Genomic DNA, 23,978 nt, shown 5'->3' on the forward strand with positions numbered 1-23,978 from the left:
GCGGTTTTGTGAGAGGCTAATAAAAAACTCCCAGGAGATAATCGGGCCAGATGAAGAATCAGAATGCGCTATTAGCGAATAATGAACCGCTGCTGCGCGACCTGCAGTTGTTCTGCGAAGTGGCGCGGCGCTCAAGCTTCATCGCCGCCGCCACCGAGATCGGCCTGTCGCCGGCGCATGTCAGCAAGCGCATTGCCACCCTCGAGACCCTGCTGGGGGTCAAGCTGTTCAACCGCACCACGCGGCGGGTGAATATCACCAGCGACGGCGAGGCGGCGTTCATCTGGGCGCAGAAGATTCTCGAGAACGTCGAGTCAATGCTTGAGTCGTTGTCCGCTGCCCACAGCGAGCCGCGCGGCACCCTGCGTATCAGCACCAGCCTGCGCCTGGGCCGCGAGCACATCGCGCCGATCTTGTCGCTGTTGCGCAAGCGTCACCCGACCCTGGATATCTGGCTGGAACTGCTCGACCGCCGGGTCGACCTGATTGGCGAGAACTTCGATATCGACATCCGCGTCGGCGAGGTGCAGGAAAAACACCTGATCGCTCACCGCATTGCCGAGAACAAGCGGGTGCTGGCGGCATCGCCGGATTACCTGGCGCGGCGCGGGCCGGTGCGGGTACCGGCGGAACTGGCCCAGCACGATTGCCTGCTGTTTCGCAGCCGCGACGACCGCTTTGGCGTGTGGCGACTGGTCGGCCCGGGCGGGCCGGAAACGGTCAAGGTCACCGGGCCCATGGCCGCCAACCACAGCGATATCGTCCGCCAATGGGCGATGGACGGGCACGGCATCATCATGGCTTCGTACTGGGACGTGGCCGCCAGCTTGCAGGAGGGGTCGCTGGTCAGGGTGTTGCCGGCCTATCACCAGCCGGCGGATGTCTGGGCGGTGACGGCGGCGCGTTCGGGTAGCTCGGCGAAGGTCCGCAGTTGCGTGGCGTTCTTGCGTGAGCAACTGGCGCAGGGGCCGTTTGCGCTGGCGGTGGGTGGCTGAGGGGCATCGCGGGCAGGCCAACTCCCACAGGTGCTGTGCAGGCTCAAAACTGTGGGAGTCGGCCTTGCCGGCGATGGGCTGCGCAAGCAGCCCCAAGCACTCAATCGCCGGCTTGCACCTGCAGCATCCACTGCCCGTCGATTTCACGCACCAGGCCGCTGGCCAGGAACAGCGGCAGCAGGCGCTTGTGCAGCTGCGGTTCAACAAAACCTTTCACTGCGCTCAGGTCCAGCGCACCCAGCGCCGGCAGATCGGCCTTGGTGTACGAAAGCCAGGCCTTCTTCAGTGCATTGAGCACATCGCTGCCCGCAGTGTTGGCAAAGCGCCGGTTGAGCGTCTGGCCGTCGAGCACGAAGGTGTGCTGGTACTCGTAGCCTGTTTCGTCACCGCCGCTGGTGCGGCAGCGGATACAGGTGCAAGGCCCGTCGCCGAAGGCTTTTTGCAGGTAGTTGTTGAAATCCACCACGGGCTTGAGCCCCAGGCGCTTGTCGACCTCGAACATGTCCGAGGTCAGGTTCTGTTCAGCACTCAATGTCATTCCTCTGACAGGTTTTACCGGGGGGCACAATACCAGCCGGGGCGGGCCGAGGGTACCTTCGTGCGTCGCCTCGTCGATAGGCGCGGGCTTTTTCCGGGCCGCTCCATTACCCTATGCGCCCGTGAGCGTCAGCAGACGCCGATAGAATTGTCGTTGGAGTTCGACCATGTACAACTACACAGCCACCGTAACCGTCAGCGACGACCTGCATGCAGACGTTGAAGTGGTGGAAAACGTTGCAATTCGGGTGGGTCTTGAAGCCGTTACCGAGACGCTGAAGAAGGTCCACTTTGTCGGTGCCCTGGCCGCTCCGGACAAGGCGACGCACATCTGCGTGACCCTCGATAACAGCCTGAGCTACTACGGCCCGATCGTTAACGGCCATGCCGAGCTGGAAGGCGGCTGGATCGCCTTTGAATGCGACATGCTTACTCCGCAAGAACTGGGCCTGTAATCCGTTGGGCTACAACAGCCCGGCCCAGAACAACCCGGCCAGGTACAAGGCCACGCCAAACACCCCATGGGCCAGCAGGCTGCGTGCCCGCGCCACATTCGGCCTGGGAGTTTTCGAGGCAAAGACACCGGCGCCCATGCCGGGCTGCATGATCAGGTAGGGTGCCGCCACGGTCGCCAGGCCAAGCACAAATGCTGGCATAAACCGTGGCTGTTGCGCCCACTCCAGCCCGCAAAGGGCGAGCAGCAAAGCGGCGAACATCACCCCTATTAGGTAATGCGCACTCCAGCCGATCAGCCGTTCGTTGGCCAGCGCAGGCGCCTTGGCGATGCTCTGATGGGCGAACTGCCCGCGCGGCATATGGCCAATCCAGCGGCCGACCAAGCCCCAGTTCGGCCCGGCCATGCCCAGCACGCGCAACTGGAACAGCGACCAGAGATCGGCAATGGCGGTGGCCGTTACGCCAATCAGTATCGCAAGGGTCAATCCTTCAAGCATGGCGTACTCCTTTTAATAACATTCAATAGATTGATTGAATGATTGGCCAATGCTACCTTGCTGTCAATGACTGATATGAAAACCCAACAACACCAGCAGATTGCCGAGCTGGCGCGGACCCTTGGCCACGCCCACCGCCTGAATCTGCTCGAACAGATGGCGGGCGGCGAGCTGGCCGTCGAGCAACTGGCCCAGCAGTGCCAGCTGTCGGTGGCCAACGCCTCCCAGCACCTGCAGCACTTGCGCCGCGCCGGCTTCGTGCAGACCCGCCGTGATGGCAAGCGCGTGCTCTACCGGCTCAGCGCCGGGCCGATCACCGAGGTGCTGGCGGCGCTCGGGCAATTGGCCGCGTTCAACCGCGCGGCGATCCGCGAGCTGATGAGCGATAGCCTGAGTGCGCCTGAACAGCTGGAAGGGATCGGCAGGGAAGAGCTGCTTGAGCGTTTGCAGGAGCACAGCGTGACCCTGCTCGATGTGCGCCCGGCCGAGGAATTTGCCCAAGGGCATTTGCCGGGGGCGATCAATATTCCATTCAGCGAATTGCAGCAGCGCCTGGGAGAACTGCCGGCCAGCCAGGAAGTGGTCGCCTATTGCCGTGGGCCCTGGTGCGTGTTTTCCCGCGATGCGGTGACGGCCCTGAAAGCCGGGGGCTTCAAGGCGCGTCATTACCTTGCAGGCGTTGAGCAGTGGCCCGGGCCGCTGCAGGGTTAAGCCAGCTCGCCAAGGCAGCGTTCGAGGATATCAAGGCCTTCTTCCAGCACCTCAGGCTCGATGGTCAGCGGTGCCAGCAAGCGGATGATGTGCCGGGCCTTGCCGCTGGGCATCAGCAGCAGGCCGGCGCTTCTGGCCGCTGCCAGCAGGTGTGCCAGCTGCGCCGTGGCCGGACTGCCATTGGCGTTGACCAGCTCGATGCCACGCATGGCGCCGGTGCCGGTCAGGCGGCCCAGGTAAGGTGAAAGTTTGTTGGCCTGCCAACGCTCGAAGCGCCTGAGCAGCGCCGCTTCCTGCTGCTCGCCCCAGGTTGCCAGGTTGGCATCGCTCATTTCATCCAGGGTGGCCAGCGCGGCGGCGCAGGCCATCGGGTTACCGGAGTAGGTACCGCCCAGGCCGCCTTTGGGCAGGTTGTCGACCAGCGCCTTGCGCCCGACCACCGCGCCCAGCGGCATGCCGCCGGCAATACTTTTGGCCAGCAACAGCAGGTCCGGCTCGATGCCCAGGCGCGGGAAGGCGAAGCGCTGGCCGGTGCGGCCAAAACCCGACTGGATTTCATCGATGATGAGCAGGATCCCGTGCTGGTCGCAGAAGCTGCGCAAGGCCTGGGCGAACGCAGGTTCCATGGCCAGGAAGCCGGCCTCGCCCTGCACCGGTTCAAAGATGAAGGCGGCCACGTCATTGACGTCGATCTCGACGCTGAACAGGCGCTGCATGGCCTCGAGCGCCTGCTCGGTGCTCACCCCGGTGTCCTGGCTGGGGAAGGGCAGGTGATACACCGGCCCCGGCAGCACGCCGACGCGCTGCTTGTAGGGCGCGACCTTGCCGTTGAGGTTGAGGGTCGCCAGGGTGCGGCCATGAAAGCCGCCGTCAAAGGCGATGATCGCGGTCTTGCCGGTGGCACCGCGAGCGATCTTCAGGGCATTTTCTGCAGCTTCCGCACCGCTGTTGGTGAGCATGCCACTGAGCGGGTAAGACACCGGCACGAACTGCGCCAGCCGGTGCATCAGCTCGATGTAGGGCTCATGCCCGGCGGCGTTGAAGGCGTAGTGGGTCAGGCGCGTGGCCTGCGTCTGGATGGCGGCGACAATTCGCGGGTGGCAGTGGCCCAGGTTCAACACGCCAATACCGCCAACAAAATCAATATAACGTTTGCCGTTGGTGTCCCAGACTTCCGCGTTTTTACCGTGTGACAGTGTAATAGGGTGAACTACGGAAATAGACTGGCTGATAGTTTCGTGACTCATTTGCCCGCGGCCTCGCTGCAGTTTCTTATTATCTAAGCGAGCCGCGGTTATTCAGTGCAAACGAAATAAAGGATTGCAATCATTCCTTCAATTCCGGAACTTGCCCGCCACTGCCTACGCGCTCAACGATCCACTCGACAAAGGCGCGGACCTTGGGCACCTCGGCGGCATGCTCGGCGTGGGCGATAAAATGCGAGCCCTCACTGATTTTCGGATGGTTCCAGGGGATCGCCAGTTTGCCTTCGGCCAGCTCCTCGGCCACCAGAAAACGCGGGACAAGGGCGATGCCGCAGCCGGCCTGGGCGGCGCGGATGCACATGTAGAATGTGTCGAAGCGTGGGCCGTGGTAGCTGTTCTGGCTGTGCAGGCCCTGGCCGAGAAACCACTCATGCCAGGCCTCGGGCCGCGAGGTGCACTGCAGCAGGCGGTGTTCGGTGAGTGATTCGGCACTGTCGAAGTGCTGCCGGGCCAGCAGGTCCGGGGCGCACACCGGCACCACCTGCTCCTTGAACAGCTCGACGCAGGTTGCCCCGGGCCAGGTGCCCTGGCCGAAAAAGAAGGCGATGTCGGCCTTGGCCTGAACCAGGTCGAAGGGCTCCAGTTCGTTGCGGATGTCCAGGTGAATACGCGGATGGCGCTCGCCGAAGCCCTTGAGGTTGGGCACCAGCCAACGCTCGCCGAAGGTCGGCTGGGTGGCGATGCGCAGCACTTCGGTCTCACCGCCATAACTGAGGATGTAGCGGCTGGACATGTCCAGTTGCACCAGGATCTTGTTCACCTCGGCCAGGTACAGGGCGCCGGCCGGGGTCAGGTGCAGGCGCCGGCGGATGCGCTGGAACAGCGGGTGCGAGAGCATCTCTTCAAGCTGCGCGACCTGCTTGCTCACCGCGCTCTGGGTCAGGTGCAGCTCTTGGGCTGCACGGGTAAAACTCAGGTGCCGGGCGGCGGCTTCGAAGCACTGCAGGGCGGTGGTGGAGGGCATCAGGCGTTTGGACATGGGCGGGGTCAACCTGGCGAAAAAGAGATGAGGTCATTCCGTTACGGAATCATGTGCTTCTAAAAGGTCGTTTGTGAGCAGCGTCCCTATAGATTAATACTGACCTGCATCAACGATTTCAACCCGTATCCGCTGTAGGAGAATAATAAGATGGTTGCTGAACTACTTACCCGTTTGGGCGTGCCTGAAAGTTTATATAACGGCGGCACTCATGCTGTTTTTACGCCCATCGACGGCAGCCAGATCGCAGCGCTTACCCTGGAAGACAAAGCGGCGGTAACCCGTCGTATCGACGCCGCCCATGGGGCCTTCTTGCGCTGGCGTGATGTGCCGGCGCCACGGCGTGGCGAACTGGTGCGGCTGTTCGGCGAAGTGCTGCGTGAGCACAAGGCTGCACTCGGCGAGCTGGTGTCGATCGAAGCCGGCAAGATCACCCAGGAAGGCCTGGGCGAAGTGCAGGAAATGATCGACATCTGCGACTTCGCCGTCGGCCTGTCGCGTCAGCTCTATGGCCTGACCATCGCCTCCGAGCGTCCGGGCCACCATATGCGTGAAACCTGGCACCCGTTGGGCGTGGTTGGAGTGATCAGCGCCTTCAACTTCCCCGTCGCGGTCTGGGCCTGGAACACCACCCTGGCATTGGTGTGCGGCAACGCCGTGGTCTGGAAGCCGTCGGAGAAAACCCCGCTGACCGCGCTGGCCTGCCAGGCGCTGTTCGAAAAAGCCCTGAAAGCCTTCGGTGATGCGCCTGAAGGCCTGAGCCAGTTGATCATCGGTGATCGTGAGGCCGGCGAAGCGCTGGTCGACGATCCGCGCGTGCCGCTGGTCAGCGCCACCGGCAGCACCCGCATGGGCCGTGAAGTCGGCCCGCGGGTGGCTGCACGTTTCGGCCGCAGCATCCTCGAACTCGGTGGCAACAACGCGATGATTCTTGCACCGAGTGCCGACCTGGATCTGGCCGTGCGCGGCATCCTCTTCAGCGCCGTCGGTACTGCTGGCCAGCGCTGCACCACCTTGCGCCGGCTGATCGTCCATCGCTCGATCAAGGACGAAGTGGTTGCCCGGGTCAAAGCCGCCTATGCCAAGGTTCGTATCGGCGACCCGCGTAAAGACAACCTGGTCGGTCCGCTGATCGACAAGCAGTCCTTCAGCGCCATGCACAATGCCCTGACCCAGGCCCGCGATGAAGGCGGCCAGGTATTCGGTGGCGAGCGGCAGCTGCAGGAGCAGTACCCGAATGCCTACTACGTGGCCCCGGCGATCGTCGAGATGCCTGGCCAGAGCGCCGTGGTTCGTCATGAAACCTTTGCACCGATCCTCTACGTGCTGGCCTACGACGAGTTCGAAGAAGCCCTGCGCCTGAACAACGAAGTGCCGCAAGGCTTGTCGTCGTGCATCTTCACCACCGACCTGCGCGAAGCCGAGCGCTTCCAGAGCGCCGCGGGCAGTGACTGCGGGATTGCCAACGTCAACATCGGCACCAGCGGTGCGGAGATTGGCGGCGCCTTTGGCGGTGAGAAGGAAACCGGCGGTGGCCGTGAGTCGGGCTCGGATTCGTGGAAGGCCTACATGCGCCGGCAGACCAATACCGTGAACTATTCCCGCGAGCTGCCGTTGGCGCAGGGGATTGTCTTCGACTGACGGGCCCTATCGCGGGGCAAGCCCGCTCCCACAGGGGAGGTGATCTCTGTGGGAGCGGGCTTGACCCGCGATAAGTACACCACCGTACAAGAACAAGCAGTAGAGGGTTACCCATGGCATCGCTACAACAAAAGAAACAGCGTTCGCTGCAACACGGTCTGACCTCGCGCCAGGTGTCGATGATCTCCATTGCCGGGATCATCGGCGCCGGGCTGTTCATTGGCTCGTCCACGGCCATCGCCACCGCCGGGCCGGCCATTCTGATTTCCTACACCATGACCGGCCTGCTGGTGCTATTGGTGATGCGCATGCTCGGGGAGATGGCCATCGCCAACCCCAACAGCGGCTCGTTCTCCACCTACGCCAGCCAGGCCATCGGGCCCTGGGCCGGGTTTACCATCGGCTGGCTGTACTGGTGGTTCTGGGTGCTGATCATTCCGGTCGAGGCGATTGCCGGTGCCGATATCCTGCATGCCTACTTCCCCGGCGTGCCGTCGTGGCTGTTCGCCTTTCTGATCATGATCGTGCTGTCGGGCACCAACCTGATCAGCGTGAAGAACTTCGGCGAGTTCGAGTACTGGTTCGCGCTGATCAAGGTCATTGCCATTCTTGCCTTTATTGGTGTCTGCACCCTGGCGGTGTTCGGCTTCTGGCCACTGGCCGAAGTCTCCGGCGTGCAGCAACTGTGGGCCACTGGCGGCTTCATGCCCAACGGCTTTGGCGCGGTGCTCGGCGGTGTGCTGGTGACCATTTTCTCGTTCTTCGGCGCCGAGATCGTCACCATCGCCGCCGACGAAACGTCCAACCCCAAGGACAAGATCCGCAGGGCCACCAACCTGGTGGTGTACCGCATCGCGATCTTCTACATCGTCTCGATCTTCTTCATCGTTTCGCTGGTAGCCTGGAACGACCCGGGCCTCAAGGCCGTTGGCTCGTTCCAGCGCGTGCTGGAAGTGCTCAACGTGCCGGGCGCCAAGCTGATGGTTGACCTGGTGGTGCTGGTGGCGGTGACCAGTTGCATGAACTCGGGGCTTTATACCGCCTCGCGCATGCTCTACTCGCTGGGCTCGCGGGGCGAGGCGCTGAAGATGACCAAGCGTATCTCCGGCAACGGCGTGCCGACCGTGGCGGTGATTCTCTCGACCTTCGCAGGCTTTGCCGGTTGCCTGGTCAACTATGTGTTCCCGGGCAAGGTCTTCGGCTTTTTGCTCTCGACCACCGGCGCCATCGCCTTGCTGGTGTACCTGGTGATTGCTGTGTCGCAGCTGCGCATGCGCGCCATCACCGATCGCCAGGGCACGGAGCTTGCGTTCAAGATGTGGCTGTTCCCGTGGCTGACCTGGCTGGTCATCGGCCTGATTACCCTGGTGCTCGGCTACATGCTGATCAGCCCGGCCTACCGCTATGAAACCCTGATGACCGCGGGGGTGACCCTGGCCATCCTGCTGATCTCGCTGACCCGCCGTAAAACACCGGCCAGCGAGCCGGCCGGCAGCCCGGCGGTATCGGCCAAAGGCCTCTAGCGCGGCGCTTGGCACGGCAAAAGCCCATGACCGGTTCATGGGCTTTTTCGTTGTCCGGCGTTACTATCGGCGTTGCTTTCCCTTTAAAAAACAGACAATCAGGAAGCCTATGAGTACCCAAGCCTTATCCCTGCAGGAACTGGCCGCCCCCGAAGGCGTCTGCTACGGCTGCGGCTGTTCCCACCCCAGCGGCCTGCACCTGAAGAGCCACTGGGACGCCGACGGTATCCACCTGCTGTGCCGCCACTCGCCCGACAGCACCTTCCTCGGCTGGCCGGGGCTGGTCTATGGCGGTTTGCTGGCGATGCTGGTCGACTGCCATTCGAACTGGGCCGCCATGGCCTACCACTACCGCGCCGAAGGCCGCGAGCCGGGCAGCCTGCCGCGTATCGACTGCGTCACCGGCCAGCTCAACCTGACCTACCTGAAACCCACGCCGATGGGCGTCGAGCTGCTGCTCAAGGCCCGGGTCGAGGGTGAAGTGGGGCGCAAGAGCCGGGTGATCTGCGAAGTCTGGGCCGACGACGTGCTGACCGTCAGCGCCGACTCGGTGTTCGTCCGGGTCGACACCGAAAAGCTCAAGCACAAGGCCCACGGCACCGCTTAAAACGGCACGGCAATGGTCAACTGGCTGTAGACGTTGGTGCCATTGCCGCCAACCTGGTTGCCGCCGTCATCGCTGCTCTTGCGCGGCTGGTACAGGCCCAGCAGCGGGCTGATGATCAGGTGCTCGCTGACTGCCCATTCGGCGTACAGGTCCAGCTCGCGGCCGTCGAGGTTCAGCGTGCCGCGCTCGTGCAGGGTCTTGTAGTTGAACAGCAGCACGCCCAGGGTCAGGGCCTCGACCGGGGTGGCCTTGAGGGCGACAAAGTGCACGTCGTTGTTGCTGTTGAACGGGCCTGAATAGTTGCCCGTGACCTCGCCCTGGAACCAGGTGCCGTAGCCGCGGTTCATGCCGTTGAACATCGAGTCCCAGCCTTCGGAATAGCGGCTGTAGCGGTAGGTCAGGTCCGGGCGCCAGGGCACCTCGGCAAAGGTGTAGCCGGCTTCGGCGTACCAGGCTTTCTCCGGCCCTGCGTGCTTGTTTTGCCAGGCATATTCGAAGGCGAAATGCGCGTTCTCGACCCCAGCATCACCGGCGCCGCGCAGGCTGTAGATGTCCATGCCTTCACGTTGTTTCTGGAATTCACTGGCATAGCGATCATCGACATTCAGGCCGCGAATGTAAGTCAGTTCCAGGGTGCCGGGGGCAGCGCTGTAGGCCAGGGTGCCGGCGGCCAGTTCGCTGTTGGCCTGGGCGCGGTTGTCCGACTTCATCCACAACAGGCTGCCATGCAGGCCATCCTTGGCGCCCAGGCGCAGTACTGCGGTCTTGTCGAAAGCATGGCGGGCGGCCAGGTAATAGGCGCCGCCGCGATTGAGCTCGCCGTCGGCCGGGCCCTTGCCGAAGTTCAGGCCGTCGTCGTTGATGATGAAGCCATCGCCGAGGGTGATGACCTGGCGACCGAACGACAGGTCCAGGCCATCCTCGCCCAGTGCCGGGATCAGCTTGCCCGAGCGCCAGCCGGCGAAGGCTTCGTCGAATTTAGTCGTGCGTTCGCTGCCATCGCTGATGCCGGCAGCATCGCCGTCGCCCCAGGTCGCCGAACTGACCAGGTTGGCGGTGCCGTAAACCGTGCCCAGTTCGCCCAGGCGCTGGTCGGCGCTCAAGCCATATTTGATAAAGCCTTCGCGCCAGGTCGAGCCGCCTGGGGTGCCGTCGTAATTCTTGCGGCTGTTGAACAGGCCGTACACGGCGAGGAAGTTGGCGTTCAGGTGGGTGTCGTCATCGGCATACAGCTCAAGTGCATGAGCCGGGGGCAGGGCCAGCAGCAGGCTGAGGCTGGTGCCCTTGAGCAAATGGGGGAGGCGGGTGGTCATGGCGCAGGTTCCCTAAAGGAGGCGTTGGTGGCCGCCATTTAGGGTTCGAAGGCCCCGGCAGGTCTTTGCTTTGCCTGCCAGGGCGGTTGATCCTGCTCGCCAGCAGGTTTAGCGCAGGGTAGCGGCCATCTGCGCGAACACGTCGAGCACGGCGCTGGCCAGGTCCTTGCTGCGTTGGCCGTTCCAGCCGGTTTCGGCGTTGGGCGCGTCGTCGTGGTCTTTGAACGGCATCTCAAGGGTCAGCGACAGGCAGTCATGGGCCTGGCCGACGCTGTTGCAGGCCAGGGTCATATTGGCCTGGCCAGGGGCGGAGCGCGGGTAGCCATGGACCTGCTGGAAGTCCACGGTGCGCTTGCACAGGCTGTCGCGGAAGGTGGTTTCCAGGGCAGCGATACGCGCGTTGTAGCCGGGGTTGCCTTCGCAGCCGGCGGTGAACACGTGGGGGATTTCTTCGTCGCCGTGCACGTCGAGGAACAGGTCGACGCCGTGCAGCTTCATCTGCTGCTGGGCGAAGAATACCTCCGGGCTCTTGTCGATGCTCGCATCCTGCCAGGCGCGGTTCAGGTCCTGGCCCTTGGCGTTGGTGCGCAGGTGGCCGTGGATGGCGCCGTCGGGGTTCATATTCGCGATCAGGTACAGGTCGGCTTCCTGCAGCAAGGCCTGGATCGTCGGGTCATTGTCTTGCAAGCGGTCGATCACCCCTTCCATGAACCACTCGGCCATGTGCTCACCCGGGTGCTGCTGGGCGATCATCCACAGTTTGCGCTTGGTTGCGGCGCCGTCGCCGGCGCGCAGCAACTGGATGTCACGGCCTTCGACGCTGCGGCCGGTGGCCAGCAGTTCAACGCCAGGCAGGCTGGTGGCGCGTTCAATCAACTGATTGTGGCGCGCGCGCGGGTAGGGCTCGAAATAGGCAAACCAGGCCTGGGGCTGTTCGGCCTTGAGGCTGAATTCGAGGGCCTTGCCGTCGAAAGTGGTGGGCACCCGGAACCACTGTTGCTGGTCGTAGGAGGCCACGGCCTGGTAACCGCTCCAGGCCTCGTGGTAGGACGAGGCACCGGCGTTTTCCAGGACAAAACCATGGGTCTGGCCCGGGGTCAGCCCCGCAGCCTTGAAGTGGAACCACTGGAAGTGCTCGCTGCGGGTGTCGGGGCGGATCTCCAGGCGCACCCGTGCAGGGTCACTGGCATCCTTGACGAGGATGTTGCCGGAATCGAAATCGCAGTCGATGTGCAGGGGGGACAGCGTCACGGTCATCACCAGGCTCCATGTAGAGTTGTTGTGGCAACTACTCTACACGCCTGGCTCAGGACCAGAAACCGATCGCTGCCAATGCCGCCAGGCCCAGGCCGATGGCCACCGAGCAACCGCCCAGCGACAGCGCGGCGCGTGGTTGCCGGTACCAGCCGTCCTCGCCCAGTTGGCGCGCCGGAGCCAGCAGCGAGCGCCAGCGCAGCTCGGTGGCGTGGAACGCCTCGCGGTGTGCCGGGGCGCTGTCTAGCCAGCGGCGAAAATCGATGCGTTCGCTGGCCGTCACGTCCGGGCTTTGCAGGCGTACGTACCACTGGCCGGCGATGCTCGCCAGGGCGTCGCGCTCTTCGCGGGCAATCTGCAGCGCCTGGTTCATGTGGCGCTCGACAGTGATGGCCGGCAGGTCGAGGCGCTCGGCAATGCTGGCGAACGACAGTTGATCGAGGCGGCTGAGGAGAAATACCTGCTGAACGCGGCGCGGCAGCTTTTTCAGGCGCTGCAGCAGGGCATCGTCCGCCAGATGGTGGGAAAGGGGATTGTGTTCAAGGGGCAGCAACAGACGGGTCATGTACAAGCTCCTTGCTGGTCGGTGGAGTGGGGGCGTCTTCCTTGACGCTGCAACAGCTTATTCGTAACGAGATTGATTCTCAAGTGCTAATTCCGCAAAGCGCTGTTACAACCATTCACTGTGCGACATTCATTTGCTATCATCGCGGCCATTCAAGCAACACCCCTCTTCATTAGCCTGAAGACCAAAAAAAAGACCCGGCAAAAAGCCGGGTCAAAAACCGTGATTAGCCTGATGAGGAGATAATCTGAGAGTCCGACCTAAGGGCTTTCAGTTTATCCAACCAGTCTCGCGACCAGTTGTGAGCAATAATAATCGTTATCATTTGCAAGTCAAATGAATTTTCTGTCATTGCGTAAAAACTTTTACGCAGTGCGCTCCCTCCTGACCGGCGGACACCAGCACCCGCCTTCGGTCGACTCCCACGTAACGTTCTGCAACAGGCTCAGGAATGCTCCTGATTGGCTGCCGTGCGCTCGAGCATGGCCCTGGCCATGTTGATCATGTGCATCGACGCCAGCGCCAGGTCGCGCGGTACGCCTTGCATGCCGTCAGCCGATTCGTAGGCGGTGGCGGCAGCGCAGCGCAATATATTGCTGGCATGGGCGGTGGCCTGGGCGCTGCTGAGGCCCTCACGGGCGACCAGCAGCGGCTCGTCGGGGCCAAAGGTCACCGGTGCCGGGTTGAGGTAGTAATCCAGCGCGCGCCGGGCGGCATCACTGTTACTTAATGCTTCGGAATCAAGGCTGAGGTCCGTTTCAGGGGATATCGGTTTCATGCGTCTGCCTGCTGTTTGGGTAAGCGATGAAAGGTGTTGGCAGATATTAATACGCTCTGTAGTTATGACTATTGTTTAAATACTACAATATGTGTATTGAGCGCCAGAAGGCAGTCCGTATCGTGCCAGCGATGGATAAATGGACTGACCTGGTTAAAGCCAGGATGCGTGAACTGAAAGTCACGCAGGAAAATCTCGCCGAACGCATCGGAGTCACCCAGGGCGCCGTGGGCCACTGGCTGCGCGAGGAGCGCGAGCCGAAACTGCGGGTGCTCAACCAGATTCTGGTGGAAGTGGGGCTGCCGCCGCTGCAGATGGTTTTCCCCAATCAGGTGTCGGAAAGCAACGGTTCCTACACGGTATCGGGCAACCCGACTACTGTGGCTGGCGCCGATGGCCTACAGCACGAACTGTATTTTCGCTACCCGATTCTGGCCTGGGGCAATCTTGACCCGGTTGAGGTGGCCGATGACACGCCGTTGCAGTCAACCGACTATAAAGCGCAGGGGCGGGCGTTCTGGCTCAGGGTCGAAGGCGACGCGATGACCGCGCCGTTGGGCTTGAGCGTGCCGGAGGGCATGCTGATCCTGGTCGATACCGGGCTTGCGGCCGAACCCGGAAAACTGGTGATCGCGCGTTCGCCAGGCAGCACGGCAACGAGTTTTCGCCAGTTGAGCGAGGAGGGCGGCCAGCGCTATCTGCGCCCGCTCAACCCGACCTATCCCAAGGCCTTGTGCAGCGAGCAGTGCGAGTTGCTGGGGGTGGTGGTGCAGGCATTGGTCAAGTTTTGAGCTGAATCTCATCGCGGGGCAGGCGACCCGACTTGCCCCGCGATGAGGCCCTCAAGCCTCGTCCAGCTCCACTAGCACAGCCCCTTCACTGACCATCTCGCCTTCCTGGCAGAACAGCGCCTTGACTGTCCCAGCATGGGGCGCGCGGATGCTGTGTTCCATCTTCATGGCTTCCAGCACCACCAGCTGCGCACCGGCTTCCACCGCCTGGCCAACCTCCACCAGCACCCGTACGATGCTGCCGTTCATTGGCGCGCCAAGGCCGCCCTGATGGCTGTGGCTGGCATCGGCCTCGGCAATCGGGTCGTAGCGGTTGACGCTGTGCAGCTCGCCGTCCCATTGCAGGTACAGGGTCTGGCCACGGCGGATTGCCAGGTGCCGGCGGCGCAGGCCGTCTTCGTCGATCAGTAGCTGCTCGCCGTCCAGGGTCAGCTTTGATGCATCCGTCTGAGTCAGGTTGATGACCCGAGCTTCACCGTTGCAGGTCAGGTGCAGGCTGACCTGCGCCGGCACGCCGGCACGAAAGCCGTTATTGGCGGCCCACGGCGAGTGACGGTCATCGGCCCGCGGGTGAACCGGCTGGCTCTGGATGAAGGCTTCGGCCGCCGCCTGCCAGAACGCCGCCGGCAAGGCTTGCGGTGCCGGTAGCAATTGTTCCTGATAACGCGGGATGAACCCGGTATCCAGCTCGGCCTCGGCAAATGCCGGGTGGGCGAGGATGCGCCGCAGAAAGGCGATATTGGTTTTCAGCCCGCCGATGGCAAACTCGTCGAGCATCGCCAGCAAGCGCAAGCGCGCCTGCTCGCGGGTTTCGCCCCAGGCGATCAGCTTGCCGAGCATCGGGTCATAGAACGGCGAGACGTCGTCGCCTTCGCTGACGCCGCTGTCCACCCGTCGGCCTTCGCCCGGCGCCGACTCGCGGTACAGCGCCAGGTGGCCGGTGGCCGGGAGAAAGTCATTGGCCGGGTCTTCGGCATACAGGCGCACTTCGATGGCATGGCCGTTGAGCGGCACCTGCGCCTGGGTGATTGGCAATGGCTCGCCACAGGCGACGCGAATCTGCCAGGCGACCAGGTCCAGGCCGGTGATCGCTTCGGTGACCGGGTGCTCGACCTGCAGGCGGGTGTTCATCTCCATGAAGAAGAACTCGCCGCGGGCATCGAGCAGAAACTCCACGGTACCGGCACCGACATAGCCGATGGCTTGGGCCGCCTTGACCGCCGCTTCGCCCATGGCCTGGCGCTGGGCGCTGCTCAGGCCCGGGGCAGGGGCTTCTTCGACGACCTTCTGGTGCCGGCGCTGGATCGAGCAGTCGCGCTCGTTGAGGTACAGGCAGTTGCCGTGCTGGTCGGCGAACACCTGGATCTCTACGTGGCGCGGCTTGAGCACGTATTTTTCCACCAGCATGCGCGCATCGCCGAACGACGACTGCGCTTCACGCTGGGCCGAGGCCAGGGCTTCGCCGAGCTGGCTTTCGTGCTCGACCACCTTCATGCCTTTGCCGCCGCCGCCAGCGGTAGCCTTGAGCAGCACCGGGTAGCCGATCTTTTCGGCGGCGGCGCGGAAGGTTTCCAGGTCCTGGGCTTCGCCGTGATAACCCGGCACCAGCGGCACGCCGGCCTGTTCCATCAGGGCCTTGGCCGCCGACTTGCTGCCCATGGCATCGATGGCGCTGGCCGGTGGGCCGAGGAAAATCAGCCCGGCCTGCTCGATGGCACGGGCAAAGCCTGCGTTTTCGGACAAAAAGCCGTAGCCGGGGTGGATCGCCTGGGCGCCGCTGGCTTTGGCCGCGGCCAGCAGCTTGTCGATGTCCAGGTAGCTGTCAGCGGCCTTGGCGCCGCCGAGGTCGACGCGAATGTCAGCTTCGCGGCTGTGCCGCGCTTCACGGTCGATGGCGCTGTGCACGGCCACAGTGGTCAGGCCCAGGGCCTTGGCGGTGCGCATCACCCGGCAGGCGATCTCGCCGCGGTTGGCGACCAGCAGGGTGGTCAACGGGGTGCGGCTCATGGGCGCGGCTCCTTGTGTGACGGTTGGCCCTGCCAGGCCGGGCTGCGTTTTTCCAGGAAGGCGCGCAGGCCTTCCTGCCCCTCGGGGCTGACGCGAATGCGGGCGATGGCGTTTTCGCAGTAGCGGCGGATGGCAGGGGTCAGCTCGCCGGGGCCGACTTCACGCAGCAGCTCCTTGCTGGCACGCATGGCCTGCGGGCTGTTGAGCAGCAGGTTGTCGATCCAGTTGTCGACCTGCTGTTCCAGCTCGGCGGCCGGGTAGGCTTCGGCCAGCAGGCCCAGCTCACGGGCGCGCTCACCGCTGAAGCGTTCGGCGGTGAGGGCGTAGCGGCGTGCGGCGCGCTCGCCCATGGCCTGGACCACGAACGGGCTGATCACAGCTGGCGCCAAGCCGATGCGCACTTCCGACAGGCACAACTGCGCGTCACTGGCGCCAATGGCCATGTCGCAGCAGCTGATCAGGCCCAGGGCGCCACCAAAGGCTGCGCCTTGCACCACCGCCAGGGTCGGCACCTTGAGCCGCGCCAGGTTGTACATCAGCTCGGCCAGCTCGCGGGCGTCGTCAAGGTTGGTGTTGTAGTCCAGTTGCGCCGACTGCTGCATCCAGGCCAGGTCGGCACCGGCGCTGAAGTGCCGGCCACGGCCACGCAGCAGCACGAAACGCAGGCTGCTGTCGGCGCCGATATGGTCGATGGCGATGATCAGCTCGCGGATCATCTGCGCGTTGAAGGCGTTGTTCTTGTCTTCCCGGCTCAGCCACAGGGTGGCGAAACCACGGGGGTCCTTGATCAGTTCAAGGGTAGTGAAGTCGCTCATGGTCACATCCGGAAAATGCCGAAACGGCTCTGTTCGATCGGTGCGTTGAGGGCCGCGGACAACGCCAGGCCAAGGATCTCGCGGGTTTGCGCCGGGTCGATGACGCCGTCGTCCCAGAGCCGGGCGCTGGAGTAGTAAGGGTGGCCCTGGTGCTCGTACTGGTCGAGGATCGGCTGCTTCAGACGCGCTTCGTCTTCGGCGCTGAAGGCCTGGCCGCTGCGCTCGCTCTGCTCGCGCTTGACCTGGGCGAGCACGCCGGCGGCCTGTTCGGCGCCCATCACGCCGATCCGTGCGTTTGGCCACATCCACAAGAAACGCGGGTCGTAGGCGCGGCCGCACATGCCGTAGTTGCCGGCGCCAAAGCTGCCGCCGATGATCACGGTGAACTTCGGCACCTGGGCGCAGGCCACCGCGGTGACCAGCTTGGCGCCATGCTTGGCGATGCCACCGGCCTCGTACTTCTGGCCGACCATGAAGCCGGTAATGTTCTGCAAGAACAGCAGCGGGATGCCGCGCTGGCAGGCCAGTTCGATGAAGTGCGCGCCTTTTTGCGCAGCTTCTGCGAAGAGGATGCCGTTGTTGGCCAGGATCGCTACCGGATACCCGTGCAGGTGGGCAAAGCCGCACACCAGAGTGGTGCCGAACAACGCCTTGAACTCATCGAATACCGAGCCGTCGACCAGCCGCGCAATTACCTCGCGCACATCGAACGGCTGCTTGGCATCGGCCGGCACCACGCCGTACAGCTCTTCACTGCTGTACAGCGGCGCCACCGGCGCGCGCTGCTGCAACTCGCCGAGCTTGTGCCAGTTGAGGTTGGCCACGCAGCGCCGGGCGATGGCCAGGGCGTGCTCGTCGTTGTCGGCATAGTGGTCGGCGACGCCGCTGGTTTTGCAGTGTACGTCGGCGCCGCCGAGGTCTTCGGCGCTGACCACTTCGCCGGTGGCAGCCTTGACCAGCGGTGGGCCGGCAAGAAAGATCGTCGCCTGCTGGCGGACCATGATCGCTTCGTCGGCCATGGCCGGCACATAGGCGCCGCCGGCGGTGCACGAGCCCATGACCACGGCGATCTGGGGAATGCCGAGGGCGCTCATGTTGGCCTGGTTGAAGAAGATCCGCCCGAAGTGCTCGCGGTCGGGGAACACTTCATCCTGGCGCGGCAGGTTGGCGCCACCGGAGTCCACCAGGTACAGGCACGGCAGGCGGTTCTGCAGGGCGATGGCCTGGGCGCGCAGGTGTTTTTTCACCGTTAGCGGGTAGTAGGAGCCGCCTTTGACCGTGGCGTCGTTGGCGACGATCATGCATTCGACGCCTTCAACCCGGCCAATGCCGGCGATCACGCCTGCGGCCGGGACGTCTTCGCCGTACACCTCATGGGCGGCCAGCTGGCCGATTTCAAGGAACGGCGAACCTGCGTCGAGCAGGCGGTCGATACGTTCGCGTGGCAGCAGTTTGCCCCGCGAGGTGTGCCGCTCCTGGGCCTTGGGCCCACCGCCCTGGTGCACCTGGGCGATCAGGCTGCGCAAGGCGTCGACCTGTTTCGCCATGGCGGCGTAGCTCTGCGCGAACTCTGCTGACTTCGGATTGATGTGAGACTTGATGATCATTGTGGTTCCTCACGCAGAATCAAGCGACAAGCTTCAAGCTGCAAGACTGATCTGTGTTATGGCGGCAGTCGCGAGCCGTCAGCACTGCGCGGGCTGCATCGACTTGCCGCTTGTAGCTTGCTGCTAAGCGCTTCAGCGCGTCTCTTGGAAGAGTTCGCGGCCGATCAGCATCCGGCGGATCTCACTGGTGCCGGCGCCGATCTCGTAGAGCTTGGCATCGCGCAGCAGGCGGCCGGCCGGGAATTCGTTGATGTAGCCGTTGCCTCCCAGAATCTGGATCGCCTCAAGGGCCATCTGGGTGGCGCGCTCGGCGGTGTAGAGGATGACCCCGGCGGCGTCCTTGCGCGTGGTTTCGGCGCGGTCGCAGGCCTGGGCCACGGCGTACAGGTAGGCGCGGCTGGCGTTGAGCTGGGTGTACATGTCGGCGATTTTGCCCTGGATCAGCTGGAACTCGCCGATGCTCTGGCCGAACTGCTTGCGGTCGTGGATGTAGGGCACCACCAGGTCCATGCAGGCCTGCATGATCCCGGTCGGGCCGCCGGAGAGCACCACACGCTCGTAGTCCAGGCCGCTCATCAGTACTTTGACGCCGCCGTTGAGCACGCCGAGGATGTTCTCTTTGGGTACTTCGACGTTGTCGAAGAACAGCTCGCAGGTGTTCGAGCCGCGCATGCCCAGCTTGTCGAACTTGTTGCTGCGGCTGAAGCCTTTCCAGTCGCGTTCGACAATAAAGGCGGTGATGCCGTGGGCGCCTTTGTCGAGGTCGGTCTTGGCGTAGATCACGTAGGTGTTGGCGTCCGGGCCGTTAGTGATCCAGGTTTTGCTGCCGTTGAGGACGAAGTGGTCGCCGCGCTGTTCGGCGCGCAGTTTCATCGATACCACGTCGGAACCGGCATTCGGCTCGCTCATGGCCAGGGCGCCGATGTGCTCGCCACTGATCAGCTTGGGCAGGTACTTGGCTTTCTGCTCGGCGTTGCCGTTGCGGTTGATCTGGTTGACGCAGAGGTTGGAATGGGCGCCGTAGGAGAGGGCGACCGAGGCCGAGCCGCGGCTGATTTCTTCCATGGCCACCACGTGGGCCAGGTAGCCGAGGCCGGCGCCGCCGTATTCTTCACTGACGGTGATCCCCAGCAGGCCCATGTCACCGAACTTGCGCCACATGTCGGCGGGGAACAGGTTGTCCTGGTCGATCTGCGCGGCGCGCGGCGCCAGCTCTGCGGCGACGAAGGACTGCACCTGGTCGCGAAGCATGTCGATGGTTTCGCCCAGGGCGAAGTTCAGGGTCGGATAACGCATGCGGGCACCTATTGTTGATTGTTCTTGGATTAAGGGTGCTTGTGCTGGCCTCATCGCAGGTTATGCCCGCTCCTACAGTTCTTTGTGGGAGCGGGCTTGCCCCGCGATAGCCTCACAACACAAACCCTGTTTGTCAGTAACCTTTACGTTAACGTAAACCTGCCATCGTTAGCTGTCAATCTCGCCATGACCTTTACGTTAACGTAAATATGCGCCAGAGTAAGTCGCGCTTGAATCAGCTCCCAGAACAACCACAAAAAGGGACCGCCATGAATCAACCGAGCTATACCCAGGGCCGTCAGGACAAGCCGTTGCTGGCCATGACCATCGGCCAGGCATTCGACCAGACGGTCGCCCGCTTTGCCCAGCGCGAGGCGCTGGTGGTGCGACATCAGCAGCAGCGCTACACCTGGCAGACGCTGGCCGCCAGCGTCGACCTGCATGCCCGCGCGCTGATGGCGCTGGGGCTGAAAACCGGCGATCGCTTAGGCATCTGGGCGCCCAATTGCGCGCAGTGGTGCATTGCCCAGTTCGCCAGCGCCAAGATCGGCGTGATCCTGGTCAACATCAACCCGGCGTATCGCACCATCGAGCTTGAATACGTGCTCAAGCAGTCGGGCTGCCAGTGGCTGATCAGCGCCGGTGCCTTCAAGACTTGCGATTATCACGCCATGCTTGGCGAGCTGCTGCCCAACCTCGCCCAGCAAGCGCCAGGACAGCTACGCAGCGAACGCCTGCCGCAGCTGCGCGGGTTGATCAGCCTTGATGCCCAGCCGCCAGCAGGCTTTCTGCCCTGGGAGCGTCTGGCCTGGCTGGCCAGCGAAACCGACCCGGCCGACTTCCAGGCCCGTCAGCACAGCCTGCAGTTCGACCAACCGGTGAACATCCAGTACACCTCCGGCACCACCGGCTTCCCCAAGGGCGCGACCCTCAGCCACTACAACATCCTCAACAACGGCTACATGGTCGGCGAGAGCCTGGGCCTGAGCGAGCACGACCGCATGGTGATCCCGGTGCCGCTGTACCACTGCTTCGGCATGGTCATGGGCAACCTCGGCTGTGTCACCCATGGCAGCACCATGATCTACCCCAACGACGCCTTTGACCCGCTGCTGACGTTAAGCTGTGTCGCACAAGAGCAGGCCACCGCCCTGTATGGCGTGCCGACCATGTTCATCGCCATGCTCGATCACCCGCAACGTAGCGAGATGGACCTGTCGACCCTGCGCACCGGGATCATGGCCGGCGCCACCTGCCCGATCGAGGTGATGCGCCGGGTGATCGGCGAGATGCACATGAGCGAGGTGCAGATCGCCTACGGCATGACCGAAACCAGCCCGGTGTCGTTGCAGACCGGCGCCGATGACGACCTTGAACTTCGCGTGACCACGGTAGGGCGGACCCAGCCGCAGCTGGAAAGCAAGATCATCGATGAGCAGGGCTGCATTGTGCCGCGCGGGCAGATCGGCGAGCTGTGCACCCGCGGTTACAGCGTGATGCTCGGTTACTGGGGCAACCCGGCGGCCACCAGCGAAGCCATCGATCCGGCCGGCTGGATGCACACCGGGGACCTGGCGAGCATGAACGAGGCCGGCTATGTGTGCATCGCCGGGCGCAACAAGGACATGATCATTCGCGGCGGTGAGAACATCTATCCGCGCGAGCTGGAAGAGTTCTTCTTTACCCACCCGGCGGTGGCGGATGTGCAGGTGATCGGCATACCCGATGAGCGTTATGGCGAAGAGATCGTCGCCTGGATCAAGTTTCACCCCGGCCACAGCGCCAGCGAGATCGAACTGCAACAGTGGTGCAAGAGCCGCATTGCCCACTTCAAGGCCCCGCGCTACTTCCGCTTTGTCGATGAGTTTCCGATGACGGTGACCGGCAAGGTGCAGAAGTTCAAGATGCGCGAGATCAGCATTGAAGAGCTGATCAAACGCTGATTTTTCGCGGGGCAAGCCCGCTCCTAGATATTGTAGGAGCGGGCTTGCCCCGCGATGTCTACGCTTTCACCGGCGGCTCGTTACTCGGCGGGTCGCCCACGGTGGGCGGCACCGTCGGTTGCACCGGCACCTCATCAGGGTCCTGCTCTGGCACCGGCGGTGGCAGTGTCGGGTCGTCGATATTCGGATCGGGCGTTTCAGCCGGGATGGGAATGTTCATGGCCTGACCTCGCAACGGGGTTGTGGATGGCATGCTCAGGGTTTCGACCCCGGGCCCGGCCAATCGCTCATTTTTTTTGAACCCCGGGCCGCGCCCCCGCTCTGAACCTTTACCGCCACTTCATAACGGAGCAACGTTCGATGACCCGCGATGAGCCCTTCGAAACCGACCGTATGACTGCGGCTAGCGACCACCCGGACCAGGCCCTGAGCCTGTCCCAGGCCTTGCTCGAACCGCGGATCGTGATCGAGAACACCGTGCCGGTGCTTGATGGCGGGCTGTTTGCGGTCAAGGCGGTGGTCGCTGAGCCGGTGCAGGTCAGCAGCAAGGTTTACGCCGACGGTCATGACGCCCTGGCAGTGATGCTCAACTGGCGCCAGGCCCACAGCCGGCGCTGGCACTGCGTGCCGATGCAGTTTGCCGGCAATGACCTGTGGCAGGCCGAGTTCACCGTCAGCGAGCAGGGCCGCCACCTGTTCAGCATCGAGGCCTGGATCGACCCGTTCGCCACCTATTGCCACGACCTGGAGAAGAAATTCAACGCAGGCGTCGCGGTGCCCCTGGAGCTGCAGGAGGGGCTGCTGCAGATCGAGCACAATATCGGTCGCAGCAACGGCCCCCTGCGTGACCAGCTGCAGGCCCTGTACCAGCACCTGCCCGGTTTGCCCGTCGACGAGCAGGTGGCCTTGCTGCTGCACCCGGACACCGCCGTTCTGATGGCCGAGGCCGAGCACCGTACCTACCTCAGCCGCAGCCCTGAATACCCGCTGGATGTCGAACGCATCCAGGCCCGGTTCGCCAGTTGGTACGAGCTGTTTCCGCGCTCGGTCACCGACGACCCCGAGCGGCACGGTACCTTCAATGACGTGCACCAACGCTTGCCGATGATCCGCGACATGGGCTTTGACGTGCTGTACTTCCCGCCCATCCACCCGATCGGCGTGCGCCACCGCAAGGGCCGCAACAATGCCTTGCAGGCCGAGCCCGGTGACCCCGGCAGCCCTTATGCGATTGGCGGCGCCGAGGGCGGGCACGAGGCGATTCACCCACAACTGGGCAGCCGCGAGGATTTTCGCCGGCTGGTGGCCGCCGCCGCCAGGCACGGCCTGGAAATCGCCCTGGATTTTGCCATCCAGTGTTCCCAGGACCACCCCTGGCTCAAGGAGCACCCGGGCTGGTTCTCCTGGCGCCCGGACGGCAGCATCCGCTACGCCGAGAACCCACCGAAAAAGTACCAGGACATCGTCAACGTCGACTTCTATGCCGCCGATTCGGTACCGGCCCTGTGGCTGGCGCTGCGCGATGTTGTGGTGGGCTGGGTCAAGGAGGGGGTCAAGACCTTTCGCGTCGACAACCCGCACACCAAGCCCTTGCCGTTCTGGCATTGGCTGATCGCCAATGTGCGCAGCCAGTACCCGGACGTTATCTTCCTCGCCGAGGCCTTCACCAAGCCTGCGATGATGGCGCGCCTGGGCAAGGTCGGTTATTCCCAGAGCTACAGCTACTTCACCTGGCGCAACACCAAGGCCGAGCTGCAAAGCTACTTCGAGGAGCTAAACCAGCCGCCGTGGTGCTACTGCTATCGGCCGAACTTCTTCGTCAATACCCCGGACATCAACCCGTACTTTCTGCATGAATCGGGGCGCGCCGGCTTCCTTATTCGCGCCGCGCTGGCGGCCATGGGCTCGGGCCTGTGGGGCATGTACTCAGGGTTCGAGCTGTGCGAGGCGACGCCGGTGCCAGGCAAGGAGGAATACCTGGATTCGGAGAAGTACCAGATCCGCCCGCGCGACTTCAGCCAGCCAGGCAATATCATCGCCGAAATCGCCCAGCTCAACCGTATCCGCCGGCAGAATCCGGCCTTGCACACCCACCTGGGCGTGGCTTTCTATAACGCCTGGAACGACAACATCCTGTACTTCGGCAAACGCACTGCCGAGCGCGACAACTTCATCCTCATCGCCGTCAGCCTCGACCCGCACAACGCCCAGGAGGCGCACTTCGAACTGCCGTTGTGGGAGCTGGGCCTGGACGACCATGCCGACACCTTCGGCGAAGACCTGATGAGCGGCCATCGCTGGACCTGGCATGGCAAGACCCAATGGATGCGCATCGAGCCCTGGCACCTGCCGTTCGCTGTCTGGCGTATCGAAAAAGCCCACTAGAAAGGAGTCGAGC

The 23,978-nt window shown here is 63.5% G+C and carries 22 protein-coding genes; 9 read left to right on the forward strand and 13 right to left on the reverse strand.

What is annotated here, in order from left to right; all coding sequences use genetic code 11:
* The first annotated feature begins 50 nt into the window (after positions 1-50).
* Positions 51-995 (forward strand): LysR family transcriptional regulator, encoded by a 945-nt coding sequence (locus LOY54_RS11680; RefSeq protein WP_093383788.1) that lies wholly within the window; start codon positions 51-53, stop codon positions 993-995.
* A 100-nt stretch (positions 996-1,095) separates the two neighbouring features.
* On the opposite strand, the gene LOY54_RS11685 is transcribed toward LOY54_RS11680, so the two are convergent.
* Entirely contained in the window at positions 1,096-1,527 is a 432-nt protein-coding gene (locus tag LOY54_RS11685; protein WP_045196835.1) for a hypothetical protein, read from the reverse strand.
* Positions 1,528-1,699: 172 nt separating this feature from the next.
* On the opposite strand from LOY54_RS11685, the gene LOY54_RS11690 reads away from it, so the two are divergent.
* Positions 1,700-1,987, forward strand: coding sequence for a hypothetical protein (locus LOY54_RS11690; protein ID WP_258610464.1), 288 nt, complete (start codon positions 1,700-1,702; stop codon positions 1,985-1,987).
* A gap of 9 nt (positions 1,988-1,996) precedes the next feature.
* On the opposite strand, the gene LOY54_RS11695 is transcribed toward LOY54_RS11690, so the two are convergent.
* The gene (locus LOY54_RS11695; RefSeq protein ID WP_258610465.1) at positions 1,997-2,485 is read right to left on the reverse strand and encodes a DUF2938 domain-containing protein; all 489 of its coding nucleotides are present in this window, start codon (positions 2,483-2,485) and stop codon (positions 1,997-1,999) included.
* 75 nt (positions 2,486-2,560) lie between these two features.
* On the opposite strand from LOY54_RS11695, the gene LOY54_RS11700 reads away from it, so the two are divergent.
* The gene (locus LOY54_RS11700) at positions 2,561-3,196 is read left to right on the forward strand and encodes a metalloregulator ArsR/SmtB family transcription factor (protein WP_258610466.1); all 636 of its coding nucleotides are present in this window, start codon (positions 2,561-2,563) and stop codon (positions 3,194-3,196) included.
* On the opposite strand, the gene LOY54_RS11705 is transcribed toward LOY54_RS11700, so the two are convergent.
* Together LOY54_RS11705 and LOY54_RS11710 are read right to left on the reverse strand one after the other, a co-directional pair.
* Complete coding sequence (locus tag LOY54_RS11705) at positions 3,193-4,443, reverse strand: aspartate aminotransferase family protein (RefSeq protein WP_258610467.1); 1,251 nt, start codon at positions 4,441-4,443, stop codon at positions 3,193-3,195. The two genes, LOY54_RS11700 and LOY54_RS11705, sit on opposite strands and share 4 nt — an antisense overlap.
* A gap of 79 nt (positions 4,444-4,522) precedes the next feature.
* Positions 4,523-5,440, reverse strand: coding sequence for a LysR substrate-binding domain-containing protein (locus LOY54_RS11710; RefSeq protein WP_258610468.1), 918 nt, complete (start codon positions 5,438-5,440; stop codon positions 4,523-4,525).
* 150 nt (positions 5,441-5,590) lie between these two features.
* On the opposite strand from LOY54_RS11710, the gene LOY54_RS11715 reads away from it, so the two are divergent.
* From LOY54_RS11715 to LOY54_RS11725, 3 genes are all read left to right on the forward strand, one after another.
* On the forward strand, positions 5,591-7,081 hold the full coding sequence (locus tag LOY54_RS11715; protein ID WP_213601540.1) for an aldehyde dehydrogenase family protein: 1,491 nt from the start codon (positions 5,591-5,593) through the stop codon (positions 7,079-7,081).
* A 113-nt stretch (positions 7,082-7,194) separates the two neighbouring features.
* Positions 7,195-8,604: an amino acid permease gene (locus LOY54_RS11720; RefSeq protein ID WP_045198501.1), complete on the forward strand. Its 1,410-nt coding sequence runs from the start codon at positions 7,195-7,197 to the stop codon at positions 8,602-8,604.
* Positions 8,605-8,713: 109 nt separating this feature from the next.
* Complete coding sequence (locus LOY54_RS11725; RefSeq protein ID WP_258610469.1) at positions 8,714-9,211, forward strand: PaaI family thioesterase; 498 nt, start codon at positions 8,714-8,716, stop codon at positions 9,209-9,211.
* Here LOY54_RS11725 and LOY54_RS11730 read toward each other — a convergent pair.
* From LOY54_RS11730 to LOY54_RS11745, 4 genes are all read right to left on the reverse strand, one after another.
* Positions 9,208-10,524, reverse strand: a complete 1,317-nt coding sequence (locus LOY54_RS11730; protein ID WP_258610470.1) for an alginate export family protein — start codon at positions 10,522-10,524, stop codon at positions 9,208-9,210. The two genes, LOY54_RS11725 and LOY54_RS11730, sit on opposite strands and share 4 nt — an antisense overlap.
* Before the next feature lie 108 nt (positions 10,525-10,632).
* Positions 10,633-11,781 (reverse strand): M14-type cytosolic carboxypeptidase, encoded by a 1,149-nt coding sequence (locus LOY54_RS11735; protein ID WP_258610471.1) that lies wholly within the window; start codon positions 11,779-11,781, stop codon positions 10,633-10,635.
* 49 nt (positions 11,782-11,830) lie between these two features.
* Positions 11,831-12,343: a DUF4880 domain-containing protein gene (locus tag LOY54_RS11740; RefSeq protein WP_045198509.1), complete on the reverse strand. Its 513-nt coding sequence runs from the start codon at positions 12,341-12,343 to the stop codon at positions 11,831-11,833.
* A gap of 445 nt (positions 12,344-12,788) precedes the next feature.
* Positions 12,789-13,121 (reverse strand): DUF6124 family protein, encoded by a 333-nt coding sequence (locus LOY54_RS11745; RefSeq protein ID WP_045198511.1) that lies wholly within the window; start codon positions 13,119-13,121, stop codon positions 12,789-12,791.
* Between the two features lie 131 nt (positions 13,122-13,252).
* Between LOY54_RS11745 and LOY54_RS11750 the strand changes: the two genes are divergently transcribed.
* On the forward strand, positions 13,253-13,912 hold the full coding sequence (locus LOY54_RS11750; RefSeq protein WP_045198513.1) for a LexA family transcriptional regulator: 660 nt from the start codon (positions 13,253-13,255) through the stop codon (positions 13,910-13,912).
* Between the two features lie 51 nt (positions 13,913-13,963).
* Here LOY54_RS11750 and LOY54_RS11755 read toward each other — a convergent pair whose 3' ends face one another.
* The 4 genes from LOY54_RS11755 to LOY54_RS11770 all read right to left on the reverse strand — a co-directional run bounded on the left by LOY54_RS11755 (position 13,964) and on the right by LOY54_RS11770 (position 19,637).
* Entirely contained in the window at positions 13,964-15,919 is a 1,956-nt protein-coding gene (locus LOY54_RS11755) for an acetyl/propionyl/methylcrotonyl-CoA carboxylase subunit alpha (RefSeq protein WP_258610472.1), read from the reverse strand.
* Entirely contained in the window at positions 15,916-16,734 is an 819-nt protein-coding gene (locus tag LOY54_RS11760; protein WP_045198517.1) for a gamma-carboxygeranoyl-CoA hydratase, read from the reverse strand. Before LOY54_RS11760 ends, LOY54_RS11755 begins: the two co-directional genes overlap by 4 nt.
* Before the next feature lie 2 nt (positions 16,735-16,736).
* The gene (locus tag LOY54_RS11765) at positions 16,737-18,341 is read right to left on the reverse strand and encodes a carboxyl transferase domain-containing protein (protein ID WP_258610473.1); all 1,605 of its coding nucleotides are present in this window, start codon (positions 18,339-18,341) and stop codon (positions 16,737-16,739) included.
* A gap of 132 nt (positions 18,342-18,473) precedes the next feature.
* On the reverse strand, positions 18,474-19,637 hold the full coding sequence (locus LOY54_RS11770) for an isovaleryl-CoA dehydrogenase (protein WP_045198521.1): 1,164 nt from the start codon (positions 19,635-19,637) through the stop codon (positions 18,474-18,476).
* A gap of 269 nt (positions 19,638-19,906) precedes the next feature.
* Here LOY54_RS11770 and LOY54_RS11775 point away from each other — a divergent pair, with 269 nt between their 5' ends.
* On the forward strand, positions 19,907-21,580 hold the full coding sequence (locus tag LOY54_RS11775; protein ID WP_258610474.1) for an AMP-binding protein: 1,674 nt from the start codon (positions 19,907-19,909) through the stop codon (positions 21,578-21,580).
* A 58-nt stretch (positions 21,581-21,638) separates the two neighbouring features.
* On the opposite strand, the gene LOY54_RS11780 is transcribed toward LOY54_RS11775, so the two are convergent.
* Positions 21,639-21,800 (reverse strand): hypothetical protein, encoded by a 162-nt coding sequence (locus tag LOY54_RS11780; RefSeq protein ID WP_177329165.1) that lies wholly within the window; start codon positions 21,798-21,800, stop codon positions 21,639-21,641.
* A gap of 140 nt (positions 21,801-21,940) precedes the next feature.
* Here LOY54_RS11780 and LOY54_RS11785 point away from each other — a divergent pair, with 140 nt between their 5' ends.
* Positions 21,941-23,965: an alpha-1,4-glucan--maltose-1-phosphate maltosyltransferase gene (locus LOY54_RS11785; RefSeq protein ID WP_258610475.1), complete on the forward strand. Its 2,025-nt coding sequence runs from the start codon at positions 21,941-21,943 to the stop codon at positions 23,963-23,965.
* Positions 23,966-23,978: the final 13 nt, after the last annotated feature.

It is taken from the genome of Pseudomonas sp. B21-032 (assembly GCF_024748965.1).
Taxonomy (GTDB): domain Bacteria; phylum Pseudomonadota; class Gammaproteobacteria; order Pseudomonadales; family Pseudomonadaceae; genus Aquipseudomonas.

Excerpts from the sequence above, each read along its gene's own strand:
- LOY54_RS11690 (WP_258610464.1), top strand. The coding sequence starts at position 1,700 with ATGTACAACTACACAGCCACCGTAACCGTCAGCGACGACCTGCATGCA.
- LOY54_RS11765 (WP_258610473.1), bottom strand. The coding sequence starts at position 18,341 with ATGATCATCAAGTCTCACATCAATCCGAAGTCAGCAGAGTTCGCGCAG.
- LOY54_RS11780 (WP_177329165.1), bottom strand. The coding sequence starts at position 21,800 with ATGAACATTCCCATCCCGGCTGAAACGCCCGATCCGAATATCGACGAC.
- LOY54_RS11775 (WP_258610474.1), top strand. The coding sequence starts at position 19,907 with ATGAATCAACCGAGCTATACCCAGGGCCGTCAGGACAAGCCGTTGCTG.
- LOY54_RS11695 (WP_258610465.1), bottom strand. The coding sequence starts at position 2,485 with ATGCTTGAAGGATTGACCCTTGCGATACTGATTGGCGTAACGGCCACC.
- LOY54_RS11760 (WP_045198517.1), bottom strand. The coding sequence starts at position 16,734 with ATGAGCGACTTCACTACCCTTGAACTGATCAAGGACCCCCGTGGTTTC.
- LOY54_RS11745 (WP_045198511.1), bottom strand. The coding sequence starts at position 13,121 with ATGAAACCGATATCCCCTGAAACGGACCTCAGCCTTGATTCCGAAGCA.
- LOY54_RS11705 (WP_258610467.1), bottom strand. The coding sequence starts at position 4,443 with ATGAGTCACGAAACTATCAGCCAGTCTATTTCCGTAGTTCACCCTATT.
- LOY54_RS11725 (WP_258610469.1), top strand. The coding sequence starts at position 8,714 with ATGAGTACCCAAGCCTTATCCCTGCAGGAACTGGCCGCCCCCGAAGGC.
- LOY54_RS11755 (WP_258610472.1), bottom strand. The coding sequence starts at position 15,919 with ATGAGCCGCACCCCGTTGACCACCCTGCTGGTCGCCAACCGCGGCGAG.
- LOY54_RS11750 (WP_045198513.1), top strand. The coding sequence starts at position 13,253 with ATGGATAAATGGACTGACCTGGTTAAAGCCAGGATGCGTGAACTGAAA.
- LOY54_RS11770 (WP_045198521.1), bottom strand. The coding sequence starts at position 19,637 with ATGCGTTATCCGACCCTGAACTTCGCCCTGGGCGAAACCATCGACATG.
- LOY54_RS11715 (WP_213601540.1), top strand. The coding sequence starts at position 5,591 with ATGGTTGCTGAACTACTTACCCGTTTGGGCGTGCCTGAAAGTTTATAT.
- LOY54_RS11785 (WP_258610475.1), top strand. The coding sequence starts at position 21,941 with ATGACCCGCGATGAGCCCTTCGAAACCGACCGTATGACTGCGGCTAGC.
- LOY54_RS11700 (WP_258610466.1), top strand. The coding sequence starts at position 2,561 with ATGAAAACCCAACAACACCAGCAGATTGCCGAGCTGGCGCGGACCCTT.
- LOY54_RS11735 (WP_258610471.1), bottom strand. The coding sequence starts at position 11,781 with ATGACCGTGACGCTGTCCCCCCTGCACATCGACTGCGATTTCGATTCC.
- LOY54_RS11720 (WP_045198501.1), top strand. The coding sequence starts at position 7,195 with ATGGCATCGCTACAACAAAAGAAACAGCGTTCGCTGCAACACGGTCTG.
- LOY54_RS11680 (WP_093383788.1), top strand. The coding sequence starts at position 51 with ATGAAGAATCAGAATGCGCTATTAGCGAATAATGAACCGCTGCTGCGC.
- LOY54_RS11710 (WP_258610468.1), bottom strand. The coding sequence starts at position 5,440 with ATGTCCAAACGCCTGATGCCCTCCACCACCGCCCTGCAGTGCTTCGAA.
- LOY54_RS11730 (WP_258610470.1), bottom strand. The coding sequence starts at position 10,524 with ATGACCACCCGCCTCCCCCATTTGCTCAAGGGCACCAGCCTCAGCCTG.
- LOY54_RS11740 (WP_045198509.1), bottom strand. The coding sequence starts at position 12,343 with ATGACCCGTCTGTTGCTGCCCCTTGAACACAATCCCCTTTCCCACCAT.